The following is a 17,918-nucleotide window of genomic DNA, read 5'->3' on the forward strand; positions in this document are numbered from 1 at the left end:
CATCTACTCCTTCAATACGGCATCTATATACAGATTCGGATGCAGTAGAATGTCGCCTGCGCGCGAGGTTAATTGGAACATGCCTTCAGCCCCCACACCCATCACGATGATAAAAATAAACAGGATACCCGCTGGAATCAGCAAACCATTCACCGGATAAGGTCGACGGACAACGCCCGCAGGTGGCTCACCCCAGAACGCTTGGATGAAGATACGTAGTACAGAGTAGAGCATTAACAAGCTGGAGAGTACCGCAATTCCGGTCAGTCCGTACAAGCCTGTCTGCAAGCCGCCCTCGAACAGCAACAGTTTACCTGGGAATCCACTGAATGGCGGTATACCCGCCAATGCAAGTGCACTGATGAAGAACATCCAGCCGAGCATGGGATAGCGTTTAATGAGCCCGCCCATATTGTCGAGTTTAGATGTGCCTGCGACTGCAATCAATGCACCGCCTAATAGGAAGAGCAGTGTTTTGATCAGCATATCATGCAACATGTAGAAGAGCAGACCCTCAAGTGCCGTACGACTGGCCGATGCCATACCGAAGGCGACAAAACCGACACCTGCGATAACGTTGTAGATCAAAATTTTGTTCACGTCACGATAGGAGATTGCCCCAATAACCCCCAGGATCATGGTAGCTCCGGCCATCCAACCAATTAAAGCGTGGAAGAAATCCGGATCATGATAGAAGATGAGTGTGAACGTACGCACAATCGCATACAGTCCCACCTTGGTTAACAATCCAGCGAACAGTGCCGTGACTACGGCTGGTGGAGCTGCATAGGAACCGGATAGCCAGAAGAATAGGAACAATCCGGCCTTAATACTAAATACAATCAAGAACAATACAGCAATAAGTGTTACGACACCGCTTTGACCGATCTCAGCAATTCGAACTGACAAATCCGCCATATTTAATGTGCCAGTGATGGAATACAAGAAGCCGATCGAAGCAACAAAGAGTGCAGAAGAAACGATGTTAATCAGGACATATTTGATCGTTTCCTGTAATTGTCGTTCCGTTCCTCCAAGCACGATTAAGGCATAGGAAGAGATCAGCATCAATTCAAAGCTTACAAATAGGTTGAAGATATCCCCTGTAAGGAACGATCCGTTTACCCCAGCAATCAAAAAGTGAAAGAAAGGATAGAAGTGGTGCTCTTCCCGTTCCTTATTGACACTTTGAAAAGCATAGAGAAGACAGGCTAACGCTATGATCGAGGCGGCAACAACGAGCAGTGCAGATACCATATCAGCAACAAGCGCAATACCATAAGGAGGTGCCCAGCCTCCCACATTCAATGTTTGAATACCTGATTGTGCAACTTGAGTAATTAACATGGTTGAAGCAATTGCGGTTAACAAAAGTCCTATCACACTTATGATTCGCTGAATGCTTACGTTACGGAAGAAAAGGATGGCTACAATACCTGTAACCAAGGGCAGCAGAATAGGTAAGACAACAAGATTATTCATATGGCCGCCCCCTTACTTCTTCCATATCGTCGGTTTTCAGTTTCAGATAGGAACGATAGGAGAGTACAAAGAAAAAGGCAGTTAAACCAAAATTGATAACGATTGATGTCAATATAAGCGCTTGGGGCAGCGGATCAACATAACTCTCCGCCTGCTCGCCAAGTAGAGGTGGAGCTCCAGTCTTGAGACGAGACATCGTAATTAACAAGAGATGCACGCCATGCGTGAGAATCGACATACCAAGTACAATCCGGAGCAGGCTCCGCGATAAGATTAAGAAGACGGCGACCGCAAACAGAATGCCAACGGCTACACACATCAATATTTCCATATCAGCGATCCTCCCCGATCTGTAGAATAATAGTCATGGTGACGCCAAGGACGGCTAGATACACGCCTATATCGAACAGCATCGCCGTGGCAAGTTCAGTCTCTCCGAGTAAAGGAAGTTCAAAATAACCGAAGGTTTGACTGAGAAACGGAGCACCGAACAAAAATGAACCCGCACCTGTTAATAAGGCAATTGCTAGACCAATCGATGTTAACATACGAAAATCGATAGGTAACGCTTTGCGTATCGTATCTGTACTGAACGCAAGGGCAATGAGTACCAGTGCAGCAGCTGTAACGAGACCGCCGATAAATCCGCCGCCTGGGTTGTGATGCCCTGCGAAGAACAAGTGCAAGGCGAAGGTCAGAATAATAAATACGACAACCTTGGTCGTGGTTTGCAGTAATACGTCATTACTTTGCAAAGGAACCGTATCCCAGGAAGATGAAGTTCCTTCCCGATTCCCATATTTCTTCGTGTTATCGTCTTTATCGTCAAGCTCGACGTCATTTTCATCTGTGGTTTCTTTCTTACGGAATTTCAATCGTGCGCCCAGATCTTTGGCTTCTAGATTCAGATTGATCATGGAGTAGATGGATAATGAAGCCACACCAAGCACCATAATTTCAAGTAACGTATCGTAACCACGGAAATCGACGAGCAATACATTAACGACATTTTTACCACCAGCCGAGTTATAAGCTTCTTCTAGGAAGAAGGTCGAAATGCTCTCCAATGAGGCTGTTCCGCTCGCTGCTAATGCAACAAACGTCATGACAATTCCCACAGCAATTGCCACAATACCATTTACCGTGAGGTATCGTCGACTCGACTTACCCCGCTGAAGCTCAGGCAAATGATAGAAGCAGAGTAGGAACAGGGCAACCGAAACCGTCTCTACGATCATTTGTGTCAATGCCAGGTCTGGTGCTCGGAACAGAACAAAGAGCAGGGTTACGAGGTATCCGACGGCTCCAGTCATGATAACCGCAGATAACCTATTCTTGGCAAAAGGAATGGATACTGCAGCCGCAATAAGCGTAATCAATAAGACGGCTTCATAGAACGAGAAGGGCGCGTTACCCTGGAAATTCCAAGTTATATTTTCACCTGAACGGAAGAAGGCATACACAAGAAGTGCAACTGTGAACGAAAAGATATAAACCAGGTAATTGCGCACAGAGCCATTCATATATGCTTCCGTCCATTTGCGAGCATAATGCTGCAAGTTATCAAGCACGACATGATACATATTGTTAATGGTTAAACCTTGTGGATAATGCTCATACAGGTTTCTCCATTTAGGCAACAGTTTATATAATGTAACACCGAGCACAACGACACCAGCGGTCATGATGAGTTCTGGTGTGAGACCATGCCAGAGGGAGAAATGTACATCGAATCGTTCGTTACCACTCAGCAGTTGAGGCAATACTGCAGCCATCGCAGGTTCAATCAGTGTCATTGCGACCAGGTTCGGGAAGAGACCAAACACAATGACCAGAATGCCAAGCGTGACAGGTGGAATGAGCATGCCGATCGGAGCTTCATGCATTTTCTTGGCAGGTAGCTCACTGCGGGTACTTCCTAGGAAAGTTTTGAAAGCAATAATCAGTGCATAAATTAAAGTGAACACACTCGCCAGCCAAGCAAACACGGGTAATAGGATGCTCCAAGAGCCAAGTCCAAAAATTTGCAGATGTGTGATCTCAACCATGGCTTGGAAGAACAATTCCTTGCTCAAGAAGCCGTTGAATGGTGGAATGCCAGCCATAGCAAGTGAACCGATAAGAGCAACCGTGAACGTGATCGGCATAAACGAAGCGAGCCCACCGAGCTTGCGAATGTCACGTGTACCGGTTTCATGATCGACAATACCAACGACCATAAAGAGAGCTGCTTTGAATGTGGCGTGATTAAACAAATGCAGCAAGGCCGCGGTTGTTGCCACCGTATACATCGCGGAGGAGTCACCGTATCCAAAATACAGAGCGGCTGACCCAACACCAAAGAGGGACATAATCAATCCAAGCTGAGATATCGTAGAATAAGCCAAGATTGCTTTTAGATCGTTTTTCTTTACAGCCAAAAAGGAGCCATAACAGAGGGTTAGGATACCCACCCCTGTGACGAGCCAAAACCAGAGTCCTTGCCCGCCAAAAATAGGAGTAAACCGAGCAACAACATAAATACCGGCTTTAACCATCGTCGCGGAGTGTAGATAGGCACTGACGGGTGTAGGGGCTTCCATCGCATCCGGTAGCCAGATGTGAAATGGAAACTGCGCCGATTTGGTAAACGCACCAATCAGGATGAGGACTAATGCAGGCAAAAATAATGCGTTCTCCTGAATCTGTCCCCAGTCTGCAATGGTGGCACGAATGCTGAACGTACCTGTCATCAGATACATCAGCATGAATCCGGCAAGCATCGCAAAACCGCCAAATACAGTAATTAAAAATGATTTTTGTGCACCCGAAGTAGATGCCTTACGTTTGTAATGAAAGGCAATCAGCAGGAACGACGTAATACTGGTCAATTCCCAGAAGCCATACAGCACAATCATATTGTCTGATAGAACTACGCCGAGCATGGCGCCCATGAACATTAATAGATACAGGTAGAAACGATTCAAGGCTTCTTTCTGATCCATATAATAAATCGAGTAGAGTACAACGAGTATGCCGATTCCAGTGATTAGAAGTGACAGCAGGAGACTCAGACCATCCAGATAAAAATTAAAACCGATATCAAGTGATGGGATCCAGGGAATTAATCCAGACACGCTGTTACGTTCAGACACGTTAGAGATAAGACTTACAAAATAAACAAATAATGAAACTGGAACGAGTAGAACTGCCCATCCCATATGTACTTTTCGGAAAAAGCGATGTAGCATGGACAGCAACATACCTACAACAAAAGGCAAAATAACAGCAACATGAAGCAGGCTCAACATTACACCCCCAAATTCTAGTTGAAGTTCTTCTGTGTGTGACAAACATGCTGAATGAACATTGTATTACATGCTTGCTCTCTAAATACATAACCCAAGTATGTATATACAGAATCGTGACTATTTTTTGAATGGAAGAAACTCGTAAGAAATTTCGCAACATATTGTATGGGTATGTATAATAAAAAAGCACACCGATTCCGATAAATATGAAAACAAATAGGTGACATCCCGTGTGTCTTTTGCAACATGATCATGTTATAAAAGCAAGATGGTTTCACCGCGTTATTGGAGGCAATGATGTCATTCAAACTTAGAACCGTACTCACTGCAATTTTTGCTACGTTATCTCTACTAGTATCGTTAACCATCGGTTATATTTTCAGTCAAAAATCGTTCCTTGCCGTGGAGACGGAGATTGGACACTCGTTAATGGGTACTGCTTCACAAGCATCTGACAAATTAGATCGATTTATGTGGTCACGTTCAGGTGAACTGGATCTGTTAGGTCGAATGGCTGCGCTGGAGAATCGATTCGAACCGGCTGAAATTCAGATGTTATTGGATCAGCTTCAGGATAGCTTTCCCTCTTACTCCTGGGTAGGATACATGAATCCTGAAGGAAAAGTTCTTGCTGCAACCGATGGTATCCTGTTAGGGGAAGATTTATCCGAACGACCTGTGTATCAGGAAGGCATTAAGGGTAAATTTATTGGAGATGTTCATAATGCGGTGCTACTTGCCAAGTTATTGCCTAACCCTACAGGTGAACCACTGCAATTTGTCGATATCAGCTTTCCGGTAAAGGATAGTGATGGCAAGACGCGAGGAGTTCTCGCTGCACATTTAAGCTGGGCATGGGCGAAAGAAGTCGAAGAATCTATTCTTGCACCTTTATTTCATGAGGAGAAGGATATTGAATTTTTTATCGTGAGTAAGAAAGAAAACACGGTGCTCTTAGGTCCGAAAGATTGGATGGGTAAACCGTTAACACTTCCGGGAATCGAACAAGCGCAATTACACAAGAGCAGTTGGACTATGGAGAAATGGCCGGATGGCAAGGAATATGTGACTGGAATTGCATACAGTCAGGGGCATTTGGATTACGAAGGACTTGGATGGACGGTGGTAATTCGTCAGGTTCAATCGACCGCCTTCGCTTCTGTGTTGGATATGCTCTGGTTCAACATTTGGTCTGGGCTTGCGGTGACTGTACTCTTTGTCCTGATCGGATGGTGGATCTCCCGGAAAATTGCTGCTCCATTGATGCGACTTACTCAAGTAGCGAATGAGCTTCGGGCAGGAGAGCAAGTACAGATTCCAGAGAACAAAGGATTTAGTGAAATTGAGGAGTTATCACGTTCTCTTAGGGAAATGGTCGTTTCACTTAAAAATAAAGACTCCGAGCTTGTTGTGATGCAGAACCTAGCGCACTACGATCAATTAACTGGATTGCCGAATAGAACGGCACTTGAATTTTATCTGGAAGAATCGCTGGAGACAGAAAGCGTGAATCATACGCTCACCTTCCTTTATCTTGATCTGGACGGATTCAAACGTGTGAATGATTCCCTCGGGCATCAAACCGGAGATGTCTTATTGCAAAAAGTAGCTCAACGTCTCAATGCATTAAGTCAGGATAAAGGCATAACCGTCAGGTTGGGCGGTGATGAGTTTCTGATCGTGCTTCGTTCGGTGGGAAGCAATCCACGAGAGGAAGCAAAATTGTATGCCGAGGAGATTATCCAAAGCCTGAACAAACCTTTTGTGATTGAATATGAACGTATTCAGATTGGGTGTAGTATCGGTGGTGCGGAGTATCCAACCAATAGTGGCAATCCTAGCGAAATTATTCGTATGGCTGATGAGGCGTTATATGAGTCCAAACGTGCAGGCAAAAATCGGATGACATTTTATTCGGATTTGAAAAGTGATGGGTAGTCCATAATAATAAGCACATAGATGCTTGCTTCAGTGAAACAATTGATAAAGGAAGGAGGGGTGAGAATGGCCAATTCACATACTAACGTGCCATACGGCTATGAACCCCCGGCGGCAAGCCGCAAGGGTACACTCATTTTCTATGATACATTCGAGCAGATCACAGACGAACAATTGGAGAATGCATTGAATCTAACGAACAGTCGTGCTTTTGCACAATTGGTGTTATATCCCCTTCACGAGAGTACATTCAAACGAATGAGATCAGGGAATATACAGCCTTACTTCAAACGTGAGGATCGCCTCCATGACTGGAAACGGGAACATCCAGATGCCCGTATACGTGTAGAAGGGCTGGAGGGCAAACGCAAGAAGTATACACCGATGGATACCGCCTTACGACATATCAAAGCAGAGTATCCAGCACCTCATTTCTTATATCTAACTACTGAAATGGCAAATCTATTTGCTTCCTTTGACTCCTTCAAGGAATGGATCAAAGAAGTACGAATCGTTATAGATGGCCCAGCTACTGAGCTGCATCCCAGATTGGAGCAAAACAAGAATCGGTGGGATTGGGCGGAATAGCCCCCAACCTTCGAATTGAAAGATCCAAATAAATGCCAAAAAAGTTGTGTTGTTCAACCGTTTCGCGGTTAACAGCACAACTTTTTTAATTTTGATCATGTTGATCCCCCCTTTACACGTGATACGCGGGGGATGACGGATTATACTTTGGGCAGATCAAGGGAGGTAACAGTTTTGTTTTTGCCTGTCCGCTTGGCCGCATACAAGCAGGCATCCACTTCTTCGAACAACTTGTCCTTCGAAAGGTGGGGGCTATAGCTCTTGAGGCCAACACTAACGGTAACGAATGCACCATCGAGTTCCAGATGTCCCATATGTGCAATTTTTTGCCGAATCTGCTCTACCATAGCATAAGCTTGCTCAAAAGATTGCTCGAACATTAATATGGCGAACTCTTCTCCACCATATCGAGCAGCAATATCACTTGAAGTTATATTTTCTTGAATAATCAAGGAGACTTTCTCTAATATAACATCGCCCACGCGGTGTCCATAGGTATCATTAATCGCTTTGAAATCGTCAATATCGATCAATGCAAGGTGAAGGCTCATGCCATTATTGGCGTATTCATAAGCTTTATCGTAGTAATCCTTGAATGAACTTTGGTTATACAGATTGGTTAATCCATCCGTTTTGGATTGTTTGGTCATAATGGCATTCCTGACGATCAGATCCTGTTTAGCTAACATGCTGTCCTTAAGATCATCCAGAACCTCAATACTGCTGGTAACAATGACTTGAGCAACATAGGTGCCGGCAAGCAGAAACACAGGTATGGAAACGATATCAAATGAACTTAAAAATTGACGATAGCCAGGGACGCCGAGTAATAGAAAATACCCTATCATTTGCATGGCAAAAGAGACCCATACTCCCTTTTTGTTGAAGAACAACACAGAGGAAAATATAGGCAACAAGCATGCGGCCATAATAATCCGAATGTCATAATTGACGTGTATGATCGTCCAAGCAATGATGGTGCTGGCTGCCGACATGGCATACGAGGAATAGGAGCTAAATCGTCGATCTATCCAACTAGCGAAGAGAATATCTGCACTTCCTGCCGCGGTAGGCCAAATGACTACATTCACGATAAAATCCGCTGGAGTGCGATCATAGACGAGAAATACGTAGCAAGCAATCTGAATGAGTGCATGGAGGCTGATAACAAGCCAGTAGGCTCGTAATATTTTCTTCATCCACTTGGAATGTTTGAACTCATAATCTGTAGGGATATGACTATGTTGTGTAAAAGGAATTTTCAATATATCACCGCTGACTGCATCATAATGATACGAAACTTCTGCTCTCGTATATGATGATTATAAATCACATTGGACAAAAGGCAATCATTAAATTTGAAATAAAATGTACAAGTATACACCAAAAGAAAGAAATTTTCACCATAGAATAAACAAATTTTTAGAGGGTGCGTCATAGACTTCTATAAGGCTCCATATCAAGGAATATGATTTTGGATGAAGGGGAGGTGAACTCCATTCCTCTTGTCGTTCGCTCAACCGTTAACGCTACAGGAGCAATCACTTTTACGGGCAATACCCTTGGTTTAAGTCGTTCGGATACGACAGGGGTACCTGGAACGCAAGACAGTATCGGAGGTTTTACGACAACGAATGCGGGTGTGCAATTCGGAACATATCCTCTCGGGACTACAAGTGCATACCAGAGCAACAGTTCCGCGGCCATTCTGAATCTTCCTGCTGGCAGTACAATCTTGTACGCAGAATTAATCTGGGGAGGAAGCTATATTAATGGCACGGTCAATCTAAGTGCAGCCATTAATAACCCTGTAACCTTTACAACACCGGCGGGGACTTTTAGCGTTACTCCCGATCCACTTACGTACAATCAATTTGATCTAGGAAATAATGCTGCGGGGTACGTACGTTCAGCGAATGTAACCACATTAGTGGCAAATGGTGGGGCAGGTACATACATCACCGGGGGAGTCGTAGGCACGATTGTCATTACTAATGACGCTACAGCGAATCACGCGGGTTGGACACTAGGGGTTATCTACCAGAACGGAAATCTTCCGTTTCGTAACATGTCTCTTCGGGCTGGTGGTGTTCTTGTACAATCCACTTCCCCACCAGTAGTTACCACACTAACTGGTTTTGCTACGCCACTATCCGGTACGCTTGGGGGCAGGGCTTTATTCAGTGCACAGGAGGGAGATGCCAACCGAACCGGAGACCAGGCGCTCTTTGGTCCGACATCAGCGACTTCGGTCGCTTTATCTGGCCCGAACAATCTGGCAGCGAATTTTTTTGCGTCTCAAATTAACGGGGATACCGGAGCGCTGAACACCACAGGTACGTTTGGTACACGTAACCAGGTAAACGGAGCTCCAGGTTCTAACATCGTTGGTGGACGTCAAGGCTGGGATATTACGAATGTAGACGTCTCGGCTAGGCTGATTAATAACCAGTCCTCAGCGGTACTTACGCTTACCACTTCAGGAGATGCCTACATTGTTAATGCCAATGCCATACAGGTTGATATCAATGCACCCCGAATTACAGTTGCTAAGGCTTCCGTCGCCACCGGAGCTGTTGCAGGGGACAGCATCCTGTATACAGTAACGATTAGTAATGGAGGTACAGCTAGTGCCGCTAGTGTGGTGCTTTCAGATACATTGCCACCGGGTCTCACCTTTATTCCAGGCAGTGTCACTGTGGCAGGTGTATCTCGGCCAACGCTGGATGTGACAACCGGTATACCTCTAGGCTCATTAAATCTATCTAGTAGTATCGTCGTCACATATCGCGCATTAATCGGACCCGATGCTAATATTTTGCAGCTAGTCAATTCGGCTAGTGCGGCCTTTACTTTTCAGAGTGTAGCAGGTGGTTCGGTCATCACGGGTGTAATTCCATCCAACAGTTCTGTGTTACCGGTATATTCTCCTAACCTGTCTATTGTGAAATCAGCGAGTACGACCAATGCTACGGTTGGGGATCAGGTGACTTACACTCTTCAAGTGAACAATGGAGGCAATGTAGCGGCAAACGTGACCCTCACGGATAACATTCCTGCAGGCAGCTCTTATGTTGCAGGCAGCTTTCGTGTGAATGGCAATGTCGTGGCAGGAGCCAACCCGGCAACAGGTGTGAATCTTGGAAGTCTTGCAGCAGGGAGTGTAACGACGGTAACCTTTCAGGTGCTTGTAACGACTCTGCCTTCGCCCCCGACACTGGTGGATCAAGCAACGGCTGCCTATACCTTTAATTCGCCTGACGGACGGACGATCACCGGTTCAGTGGCTTCTAACATTTTATCTATTCCTGTTACGTTACCAAATGTATTTGTGGTCAAATCAGCAACGATTACCGACGTTGCCGTTGGCGAAACGTTTACGTATTCCATCGTTACAACGAATGGTGGCATTCAGGCGATCAACAACGTTGTGCTTACGGACATTCTTCCCGCTGGCACAGCATTTGTACCTGGCAGTGTGGTCGTTAGAGGAACGAGTGTGCCATCTGCAAATCCAGTCAGTGGGATAACGCTTGGCACGCTGGCAGCAGGCACTTCGGCAACAGTTACGTTTCAAGTTAATGTGCAGTCCTTACCTGCATCGGGCTCACTAGGTAATCAGGCAGTAGTGTCGTATAGCTCCGGTGCGTTCTCAGGGATTTCGAACTCCAATTCAATAAGTACACCTGTATTTCAGCCTGTAATTTCAATCAATAAGTCGGCTAGCACAACAAATGCAACGTTGGGTGATCAGATTGGGTATACGTTGGTTGTAAGAAATACAGGAAATCTAAGTGCTCAAGTGAATGTAGCGGATACGATTCCGGCAGGTCTTACCTTTATTGCTGGATCTGTAACCGTGAATGGAACTGCTCGACCAGGAACGAGTCCAGCAACAGGAATTTCATTGGGAACTCTTGCACCGGGAGGAACCTCGACGGTTGTTTTCCAAACAACATTGAGCTCGATTCCTTCACCACCTACACTACAGAATCAGGCGACAGCCAGTTACACGTATCAACTACCAAGTGGTCGGAGTCTATCGGGAAGCGCAGTGTCTAATCAAGTGCAGATCGCTGCCTCTGCTCCCAATGTGACCATCACCAAAACCGTTAATGCGCCTGATGTTACAGTGGGTGAGATTCTAACCTATACGGTGGTAGTTACGAACGCAGGCATCGCTGCTGTACAAAATGTCATTGTCTCGGATGCACCATCCACAGGTTTAGAATTTGTGTCAGGCAGTGTAACCATTAACGGGACTGCTGCGAGATCAGCAAGTCCGATTGCCGGAATTGCGATAGGCACATTAGGTAGCTCCAGCAGTAGCTCTAACAGTGCAACCATCACATATCAGGCAAGGGTTACAGCGGTACCGACCACAGGTTCTGTTAGCAACCGAGCAGGAGCTGCATTCACAACCGGAAGTTTTAATGGCGTATCTTCCTCCGTTGTTGTCACAACCCCAGTATTTCAACCGATCATACAATTGGTGAAATCTGCGAGTACAACAAATCTGACGGTAGGAGATTCGTTTAACTATACAATTCAAGTTAATAACAGGGGGAATATCGCTGCAGTAGTGACGATAAACGACCCTGTACCCGCCGGTGCAGTATTTAACACCAACAGTGTCATCATTAACGGTGCTCCAGCCCCAGGCGTAAGTCCGAATACCGGAATTAATATAGGGCAAGTCCCAGCCGGAGGCAGCGCTACGGTAACCTTTGTTGCCACCGTAACAAGTCTGCCAAGTTCAAGGCAATTAACGAACCAGTCAGGAGCGGTATATAACTTCACTCTCCCTAGCGGAAGAGTCATTACAGCTACTTCCTCCTCCAACACAGTTACTGTTCCGGTATCTCTTCCCAATGTAACGGTTGTAAACAGCGATAATCTAGATTATGCCGTGTCTGGTGATACCGTTATTTATACGTCAGTCATTCGAAACAATGGAACGGTTGCGGTCAACAATGTTGTATTTAACAACCCACTTCCAGCGAATACCCCGTTTGTACCCGGAAGCGTCATTGTGAACGGGATTTCATTCCCGCTCTCCAATCCGTCAGCCGGTATTCCAATCGGTACTCTGGCTCCAGGAGCGGAAGCTACCGTAACATTTGAGGTGAGGATTACTATGCCGGTTCCTTCGCAGATTAGCAATCAGTCTACGGTTAGCTTTACATCAGGTACATTCTCGGGATCATCATCCTCCAATACAACAGTGACCCCGGTTATACAACCGCAGATCTCGCTAGTGAAAACGGCCAACACAGTTAATGCAACTGTAGGGGATACGATTGTCTACACCGTAACTGTAAGTAACACGGGAAATCTTGAAGCCATCGTCACGTTAACGGATGCAATTCCTGCGGTGACTACCTTTGTACCCAATAGCGTCGTTGTTGCTGGAGTACCGCAACCCGGAACTTCACCTGTAACGGGAATCCCGGTAGGGAATGTGGCTGCGGGAGTAACAGCTACTGTAACGTTTGCTGTGATTCTATCTTCATTGCCAACACCTCAACAGCTGAGCAATTTTGCTACAGCATCATTTACATTCACTCCGCCGGATGGACGGACATTAACGGGATCGGCCACGTCCAACACACTAACATTCCCTGTATCTGCTCCAAATGTGGCTGTGGTGAAAAGCACAGCATCTACAGCAGCAGCAGTAAACGATACGGTCACTTATTCTGTTCTTATCACGAATAGTGGTATTGCGCCAGTAAGCAATATTCAATTTTCTGATCCGATCCCAGCAGGATCTTCCTTTGTTGCAGGAAGTGTTACGGTCAATGGTGTTGTCCAACCTACAGCTAATCCGGCGGGAGGCGTAGCGCTTGGCACACTGGCACCAGGAGCAAATGCTACAGTTACCTTTAATATTAGAGTCAATGAAATTCCGCCAGGAGGCCAGTTAAGCAATCGATCGACAGTAAGTTTCACCTCAGGTGCATTCTCGGGTACGACTTTTTCCAATACGGTAGTGACGCCCGTATACCAGCCCATATTGTCTGCCGTCTTGACCGCAAGTACACAGAATGCAACAGTAGGAGACACGGTCAGTTATACGGTAACCGTGAGTAATCAGGGAAATTACGGTGCTCAGATTAACTTGTCTGCAGCATTGCCAGCAGGTACGATCTTTGTTCCCAACAGTGTAATTGTGAATGGTCAGCCACTACCTGCAGCGAATCCTGCAACAGGTATTCCAGCAGGGAATGTGGCTGCTGGAGCAACAACAACGATTACGTACTCGGTTGTCGTTGATAGTCTGCCAACACCGCAGCAATTGGTTAATCAGGCCACTGTAGCGCTTGCCTTTACACTTCCAGATGGAAGAAATATTACGGGTTCTATTCAATCCAATGTCGTTACGATTCCTGTGTCTGCCCCAGATATTGCTGTTGTTAAATCAACAACGTCTACGGCAGTCTCCGTTGGAGATGTTGTGACCTATAGCATCGCTGTCACAAATAACGGAATTGCCAGTGTCAGCAATGTCATATTTACGGATGCGATCCCAGCCAGTACAGTACTGGTGGGAGATAGTGTTTATGTGGACGGAGTGTTGCGTCCCGGAGCTAATCCATCAACGGGACTTACATTAGGTTCTATTGCACCAGGAGCAACGGTAACTGTTGTATTTAGCATAAGAGTGACGGCTCTTCCAGCAAGCACGGTACTCAACAATCAATCCACGGTCAGCTTCACTTCGGGAGCTTTCTCTGCAACAACCTTCTCAAATACGGTAACGACACCGGTATATCAGCCAATTTTGACTGCGGTCAAAACAGGTGATCAGGCTCTTGCAACCGTTGGGGATACGGTCGTGTACAGCATTGCCATCTCTAACGCCGGAAACTATGGAGCAACAGTGACACTTACCGATACGATTCCTGCAGGGACTGAACTGGTTCCGAACAGTGTCATCATTAATGGAGCAAGCGCACCTGGGGCAGATCCTGCATCAGGTATTCCTCTAGGCGTCGTTTCTACAACAACGATGGTCATGTTTTCGGTTGTCATCGTAACATTGCCGCTCAGCCAGTCAATTGTTAACCAAGCTTCCGCAACGTTTTCGTATACGCTACCTGATGGTAGAACGCTTGGAGGAAGTTTGACTTCTAATTCACTTGCGATTCAGGTATCGGCTCCTGATGTTACTGTTGTCAAAACAACGCCTGCGACGGACGCTGTAGTGGGGGATACCATTGTGTATGAGATGGTCATAACGAACAACGGAATAGACCCCGTTAACAATGTGTTATTAACAGACCCTATTAGTCCAGCTGTAACCTTTATTACAGGCAGTGTGTTAGTAGACGGCGTTGTTAGGGCATCGGCAAACCCTGCGTTAGGCATAGCTATAGGCACGCTTGCACCAGGAGCTTCTGCAGCAGTGTCTTATGCGGTACGAGTTAATACTTTACCTTCACCGCCTCAGGTGAGTAGCCAGTCTTATGTAAGCTTCACATCTGGAGTCTTCTCTGGTGCTTCATATTCCAATACAGTCTTTACGCCAATCTATCAACCCATTATTGCTGTAACCAAAACAGCCAGTACTTCGAATGCCACAATTGGTGACACCATTATTTATTCATTCTCCTTAACCAATACGGGAAATCTCCCTGTGGAATTAACACTGACTGATTCCATCCCTGATGGGACAGTATTGCTTCCGAATAGTGTGTTGATTGATGGGGTACCACAACCTGGAGCTAATCCGGATACAGGTATTGTCGTCGGTACGCTGCCTCCAGGTGCATCTGTAAATGTAACGGTTACCCTTGGCGTAACGGTGGATTCATTACCACAGAATCAGCAACTTGTTAACCAAGCTGTCGCTGACTTTACGTTCAGCCCGCCAGATGGTCGCCAATTGTCAGGAAGCGTAGTTTCCAATGTTCTTGTTATCCCTGTGTCTGCGCCGAATGTGGTCGTTGTCAAGAGTACAAGTGCTATAGATGCAGTAGTGGGGGATGTCATCACGTATACAATTGTTGTAACCAACAGTGGTATTGAAACCGTCAATAATGTTGTTATGGTCGATCCCGTGCCAACAGGCAGTGTTTTTGTGCAAGGTAGCGTAACCGTGGATGGAGCGGCTCGTCCAACTGCCAATCCAAATAACGGAATTACGCTGGGATCTATTGCCGCAGGCGCTTCAGTCACAATTACATTTAGGGTTGAGGTTGTGGTGATATGAGTTCGACTTCCGATTCGTGGTCGCATTGGCTGCAGAATCAATCATTGGTTCGATTCAATTCAGGTACAACAGAACAGGAGCAGGTCGCTTATTCGAATACGGTCGTTACACCGTGGGTAGGGCCAAGACTGGAAGTTTATAAGCAATGCAGTTCCACGGTAGCCACATTGGGTCAGTCCTTAATCTATCTTATTGAAATTGTAAACTCTGGCAATCGCACGGCTACCGTATATGTCACAGATCAGCTATCAGCTGAGACTGCTTTATTGCCCAACAGCGTGCTTCGTGATGGAATTCCATTGCCTGGTTCATCGCCAGAACAAGGCTTGCCACCGAGTGAGATAGCGCCTGGAGCGAGGCTGCGGTTCCATTTTCAAGTGATGATCATTCGTTTACCCGAAAGTTTGAAGTTACTGAACCAGGCACTTGTTCGTTATGAGTTTGTAACATCGGAGGGGAGAGCGTACAGGGGGGAGGAGAGGTCGAACACGGTGGAGGTCAGCCTCGTCTCTCCGCGTCTTGAGATTGCTCTGCAAGCAGACCGTGTTCAGACCTTTCCAGGTGATATCGTAACGTATAACATCATTGTGCGTAACCCTGGATTCGTAACCGCGACAGATGCTCAAGTAACGGTCGAATTACCTTCAGGCATTCAATTTATTCCTGGAAGTGTTGTTGTGAATGACATGTTCATTCCTCAGATGACACCAGATTCGGGAATCCTGATTGGGAATGTGTTACCAGAACGTTCGATACAGATTCAATATCGCGTCCAAGTGACAGCTGTACTGGACACAGAAGGGATTACCAGTCAGGCGAATCTAAGTTACATTTCAGCGGGACAGCGAGAAACGGTCTCCTCCAATGTAGTTACACTTGAGGTCATTCAGCCTCGAATTTCCATTAGCAAAACGGTGACTCCAGATCTTGCGACGGTGGAGGAGACGGTGTGTTATGACATTACGGTTGCAAACGAGAGCCGTTACGCTGTAGATGCAACGATGCTGGATGTGCTGCCCAAGGGAGTGAGATTTGTTGAAGGCAGTCTTGGCTGGAACGGAGTCAAACGACCTGGTGCCAACCCGACTCAAGGATTCAATCTAGGAACGCTGACAGCGCGGTCTACCATGCATATTCAGTTCGAGGCACAACTTATGGGGGCAGATCACGTAAATCCTCAGCAGTTGGAGATTGTTAATCAGGCTCGTCTGCTCTATACGTTTCGATTGCCTGATTCGCGAAATGTGCAGCGGACAGTGATGTCGAATGATGCAACCATTCAATTAAAGGTTCCCATAATTACAGTCTATGTGGAGGTGTCTCCGACACTTGTTGAAGCAGGTGGGGAGGTCGTCTTCCATGTTCGAGTTACCAATATTGGCAGTTGGCCTGCGCGCGTACAATTGACGGATATATTGCCGCCGGGCGCTAGGTGGGTTGGGCGCGCCCAGGGAGAGCTACAATTAAATATTCCCGAATATTCCACACCACGGAATCTACATGTAGGAGATTTGGAGCCTGGCAAAGAGAAAGAGCTTTCGTATGTTGTTCAAATTACCTCTGATGAAGGTATAACGAAGCAGCAAGGTTCGCTAACTGCGAATTACGCTTATGAATGGAGAGGACAGCGCAGAATAGGACAGTCTTTTTCCAATGAGTATACGATTTTAGTTGAAGAAACAGATGAATAGCACCAACGAGGTTTTCATACCCTTGTTGAGTAATTTTGAGTAAGATGCTTGCTTCCAGAACTTGTTCAACATTTGTAACCTTCGAATCTTCGCCAAAACATTACACGAGCGTAAATGAATGGTATACTAATTGAATATGCCTGCAGTAATTACCCTGCGGATCGGGATACCGGATTAGTTGTAGAGGAGGTCGTATTTTGGCAAAAGCAAAGGTTGCAAAGAGACCCACGCGGGATGAATTTGAACTTGAGGAGCTAGGCAATCAATTGGTCGAAGCCTACCATGAGCGTTCAGAGGTATTGTTGACGGTATGGGGGAAGGAAGAGCAGGTTCGAGGCGTTATTGTCAAGCTTGATTCACGTACAAGGCTGGTGCATGTAGAGCATACCGAAGAGGAGTTTATGGCTAAGGTTCCTTTCTTGGATATTATGCGTGTAGATTCACCCAGGTTTATGTAAAATAGCCCAACATTTAAAATTAGGGATATTCGCCTTGTCAAAACCCTCCATCCTGCATAAGATAACCCATACCTGTTGCAGAGGAGGTACGGTCAATGAGCGAAGTATTAGGTGGAGACACTAGAGGCTACGGATACGGAGGTTTCACTTCTGTAGGTGCCATTTTGGTTCTGTTCATCCTGTTGGTTATCATCTCCAAAGCGTTCTTGGTATAATTGCATAATGGAATGAAGTAAGCTCTGCCGCCGAGGCAGAG

General features: G+C 46.0%; 10 protein-coding genes. 6 read left to right on the top strand and 4 right to left on the bottom strand.

All coding sequences use genetic code 11. From position 1 onward, the window contains the following. Positions 1-3 precede the first annotated feature (3 nt). Genes V6W81_RS12605 through V6W81_RS12615 form a run of 3 tightly spaced genes read right to left on the bottom strand, consistent with a single transcriptional unit; the run spans position 4 to position 4,769 of the window. Positions 4-1,482 carry a Na+/H+ antiporter subunit D gene (locus V6W81_RS12605; protein ID WP_338543516.1) on the bottom strand — a complete coding sequence of 493 codons (1,479 nt, stop codon included), beginning with the start codon at positions 1,480-1,482 and terminating at the stop codon, positions 4-6. After that, positions 1,475-1,813 (bottom strand): Na(+)/H(+) antiporter subunit C, encoded by a 339-nt coding sequence (locus V6W81_RS12610; RefSeq protein WP_056692365.1) that lies wholly within the window; start codon positions 1,811-1,813, stop codon positions 1,475-1,477. The genes V6W81_RS12605 and V6W81_RS12610 overlap by 8 nt, the downstream gene beginning before the upstream one ends. 1 nt (position 1,814) lies before the next feature. Continuing rightward, the gene (locus tag V6W81_RS12615; RefSeq protein WP_338543993.1) at positions 1,815-4,769 is read right to left on the bottom strand and encodes a Na+/H+ antiporter subunit A; all 2,955 of its coding nucleotides are present in this window, start codon (positions 4,767-4,769) and stop codon (positions 1,815-1,817) included. A 297-nt stretch (positions 4,770-5,066) separates the two neighbouring features. Here V6W81_RS12615 and V6W81_RS12620 point away from each other — a divergent pair, with 297 nt between their 5' ends. Continuing rightward, the gene (locus tag V6W81_RS12620) at positions 5,067-6,710 is read left to right on the top strand and encodes a sensor domain-containing diguanylate cyclase (RefSeq protein ID WP_338543518.1); all 1,644 of its coding nucleotides are present in this window, start codon (positions 5,067-5,069) and stop codon (positions 6,708-6,710) included. 66 nt (positions 6,711-6,776) lie between these two features. Then, positions 6,777-7,298: a hypothetical protein gene (locus V6W81_RS12625; RefSeq protein ID WP_310139289.1), complete on the top strand. Its 522-nt coding sequence runs from the start codon at positions 6,777-6,779 to the stop codon at positions 7,296-7,298. A gap of 140 nt (positions 7,299-7,438) precedes the next feature. Here the strand turns inward: V6W81_RS12625 and V6W81_RS12630 are convergent, their stop codons facing one another. Then, positions 7,439-8,497 (bottom strand): GGDEF domain-containing protein, encoded by a 1,059-nt coding sequence (locus tag V6W81_RS12630; protein ID WP_338543520.1) that lies wholly within the window; start codon positions 8,495-8,497, stop codon positions 7,439-7,441. A 299-nt stretch (positions 8,498-8,796) separates the two neighbouring features. On the opposite strand from V6W81_RS12630, the gene V6W81_RS12635 reads away from it, so the two are divergent. The 4 genes from V6W81_RS12635 (at position 8,797) to V6W81_RS12650 (ending at position 17,877) form a co-directional block, all read left to right on the top strand. Then, the gene (locus V6W81_RS12635; RefSeq protein WP_430701351.1) at positions 8,797-15,513 is read left to right on the top strand and encodes a DUF7507 domain-containing protein; all 6,717 of its coding nucleotides are present in this window, start codon (positions 8,797-8,799) and stop codon (positions 15,511-15,513) included. Further along, positions 15,510-17,204 carry a DUF11 domain-containing protein gene (locus V6W81_RS12640; RefSeq protein ID WP_338543523.1) on the top strand — a complete coding sequence of 565 codons (1,695 nt, stop codon included), beginning with the start codon at positions 15,510-15,512 and terminating at the stop codon, positions 17,202-17,204. Before V6W81_RS12635 ends, V6W81_RS12640 begins: the two co-directional genes overlap by 4 nt. A gap of 197 nt (positions 17,205-17,401) precedes the next feature. After that, positions 17,402-17,662 carry a YolD-like family protein gene (locus V6W81_RS12645; protein ID WP_145048441.1) on the top strand — a complete coding sequence of 87 codons (261 nt, stop codon included), beginning with the start codon at positions 17,402-17,404 and terminating at the stop codon, positions 17,660-17,662. Positions 17,663-17,757: 95 nt separating this feature from the next. After that, positions 17,758-17,877, top strand: coding sequence for a hypothetical protein (locus V6W81_RS12650; protein ID WP_056692350.1), 120 nt, complete (start codon positions 17,758-17,760; stop codon positions 17,875-17,877). Positions 17,878-17,918: the final 41 nt, after the last annotated feature.

Source organism: Paenibacillus tundrae (assembly GCF_036884255.1).
Classification (GTDB): Bacteria; Bacillota; Bacilli; order Paenibacillales; family Paenibacillaceae; genus Paenibacillus.

Excerpts from the sequence above, each read along its gene's own strand:
- V6W81_RS12620 (WP_338543518.1), top strand. The coding sequence starts at position 5,067 with ATGATGTCATTCAAACTTAGAACCGTACTCACTGCAATTTTTGCTACG.
- V6W81_RS12650 (WP_056692350.1), top strand. The coding sequence starts at position 17,758 with ATGAGCGAAGTATTAGGTGGAGACACTAGAGGCTACGGATACGGAGGT.
- V6W81_RS12630 (WP_338543520.1), bottom strand. The coding sequence starts at position 8,497 with ATGAAGAAAATATTACGAGCCTACTGGCTTGTTATCAGCCTCCATGCA.
- V6W81_RS12605 (WP_338543516.1), bottom strand. The coding sequence starts at position 1,482 with ATGAATAATCTTGTTGTCTTACCTATTCTGCTGCCCTTGGTTACAGGT.
- V6W81_RS12610 (WP_056692365.1), bottom strand. The coding sequence starts at position 1,813 with ATGGAAATATTGATGTGTGTAGCCGTTGGCATTCTGTTTGCGGTCGCC.
- V6W81_RS12640 (WP_338543523.1), top strand. The coding sequence starts at position 15,510 with ATGAGTTCGACTTCCGATTCGTGGTCGCATTGGCTGCAGAATCAATCA.
- V6W81_RS12625 (WP_310139289.1), top strand. The coding sequence starts at position 6,777 with ATGGCCAATTCACATACTAACGTGCCATACGGCTATGAACCCCCGGCG.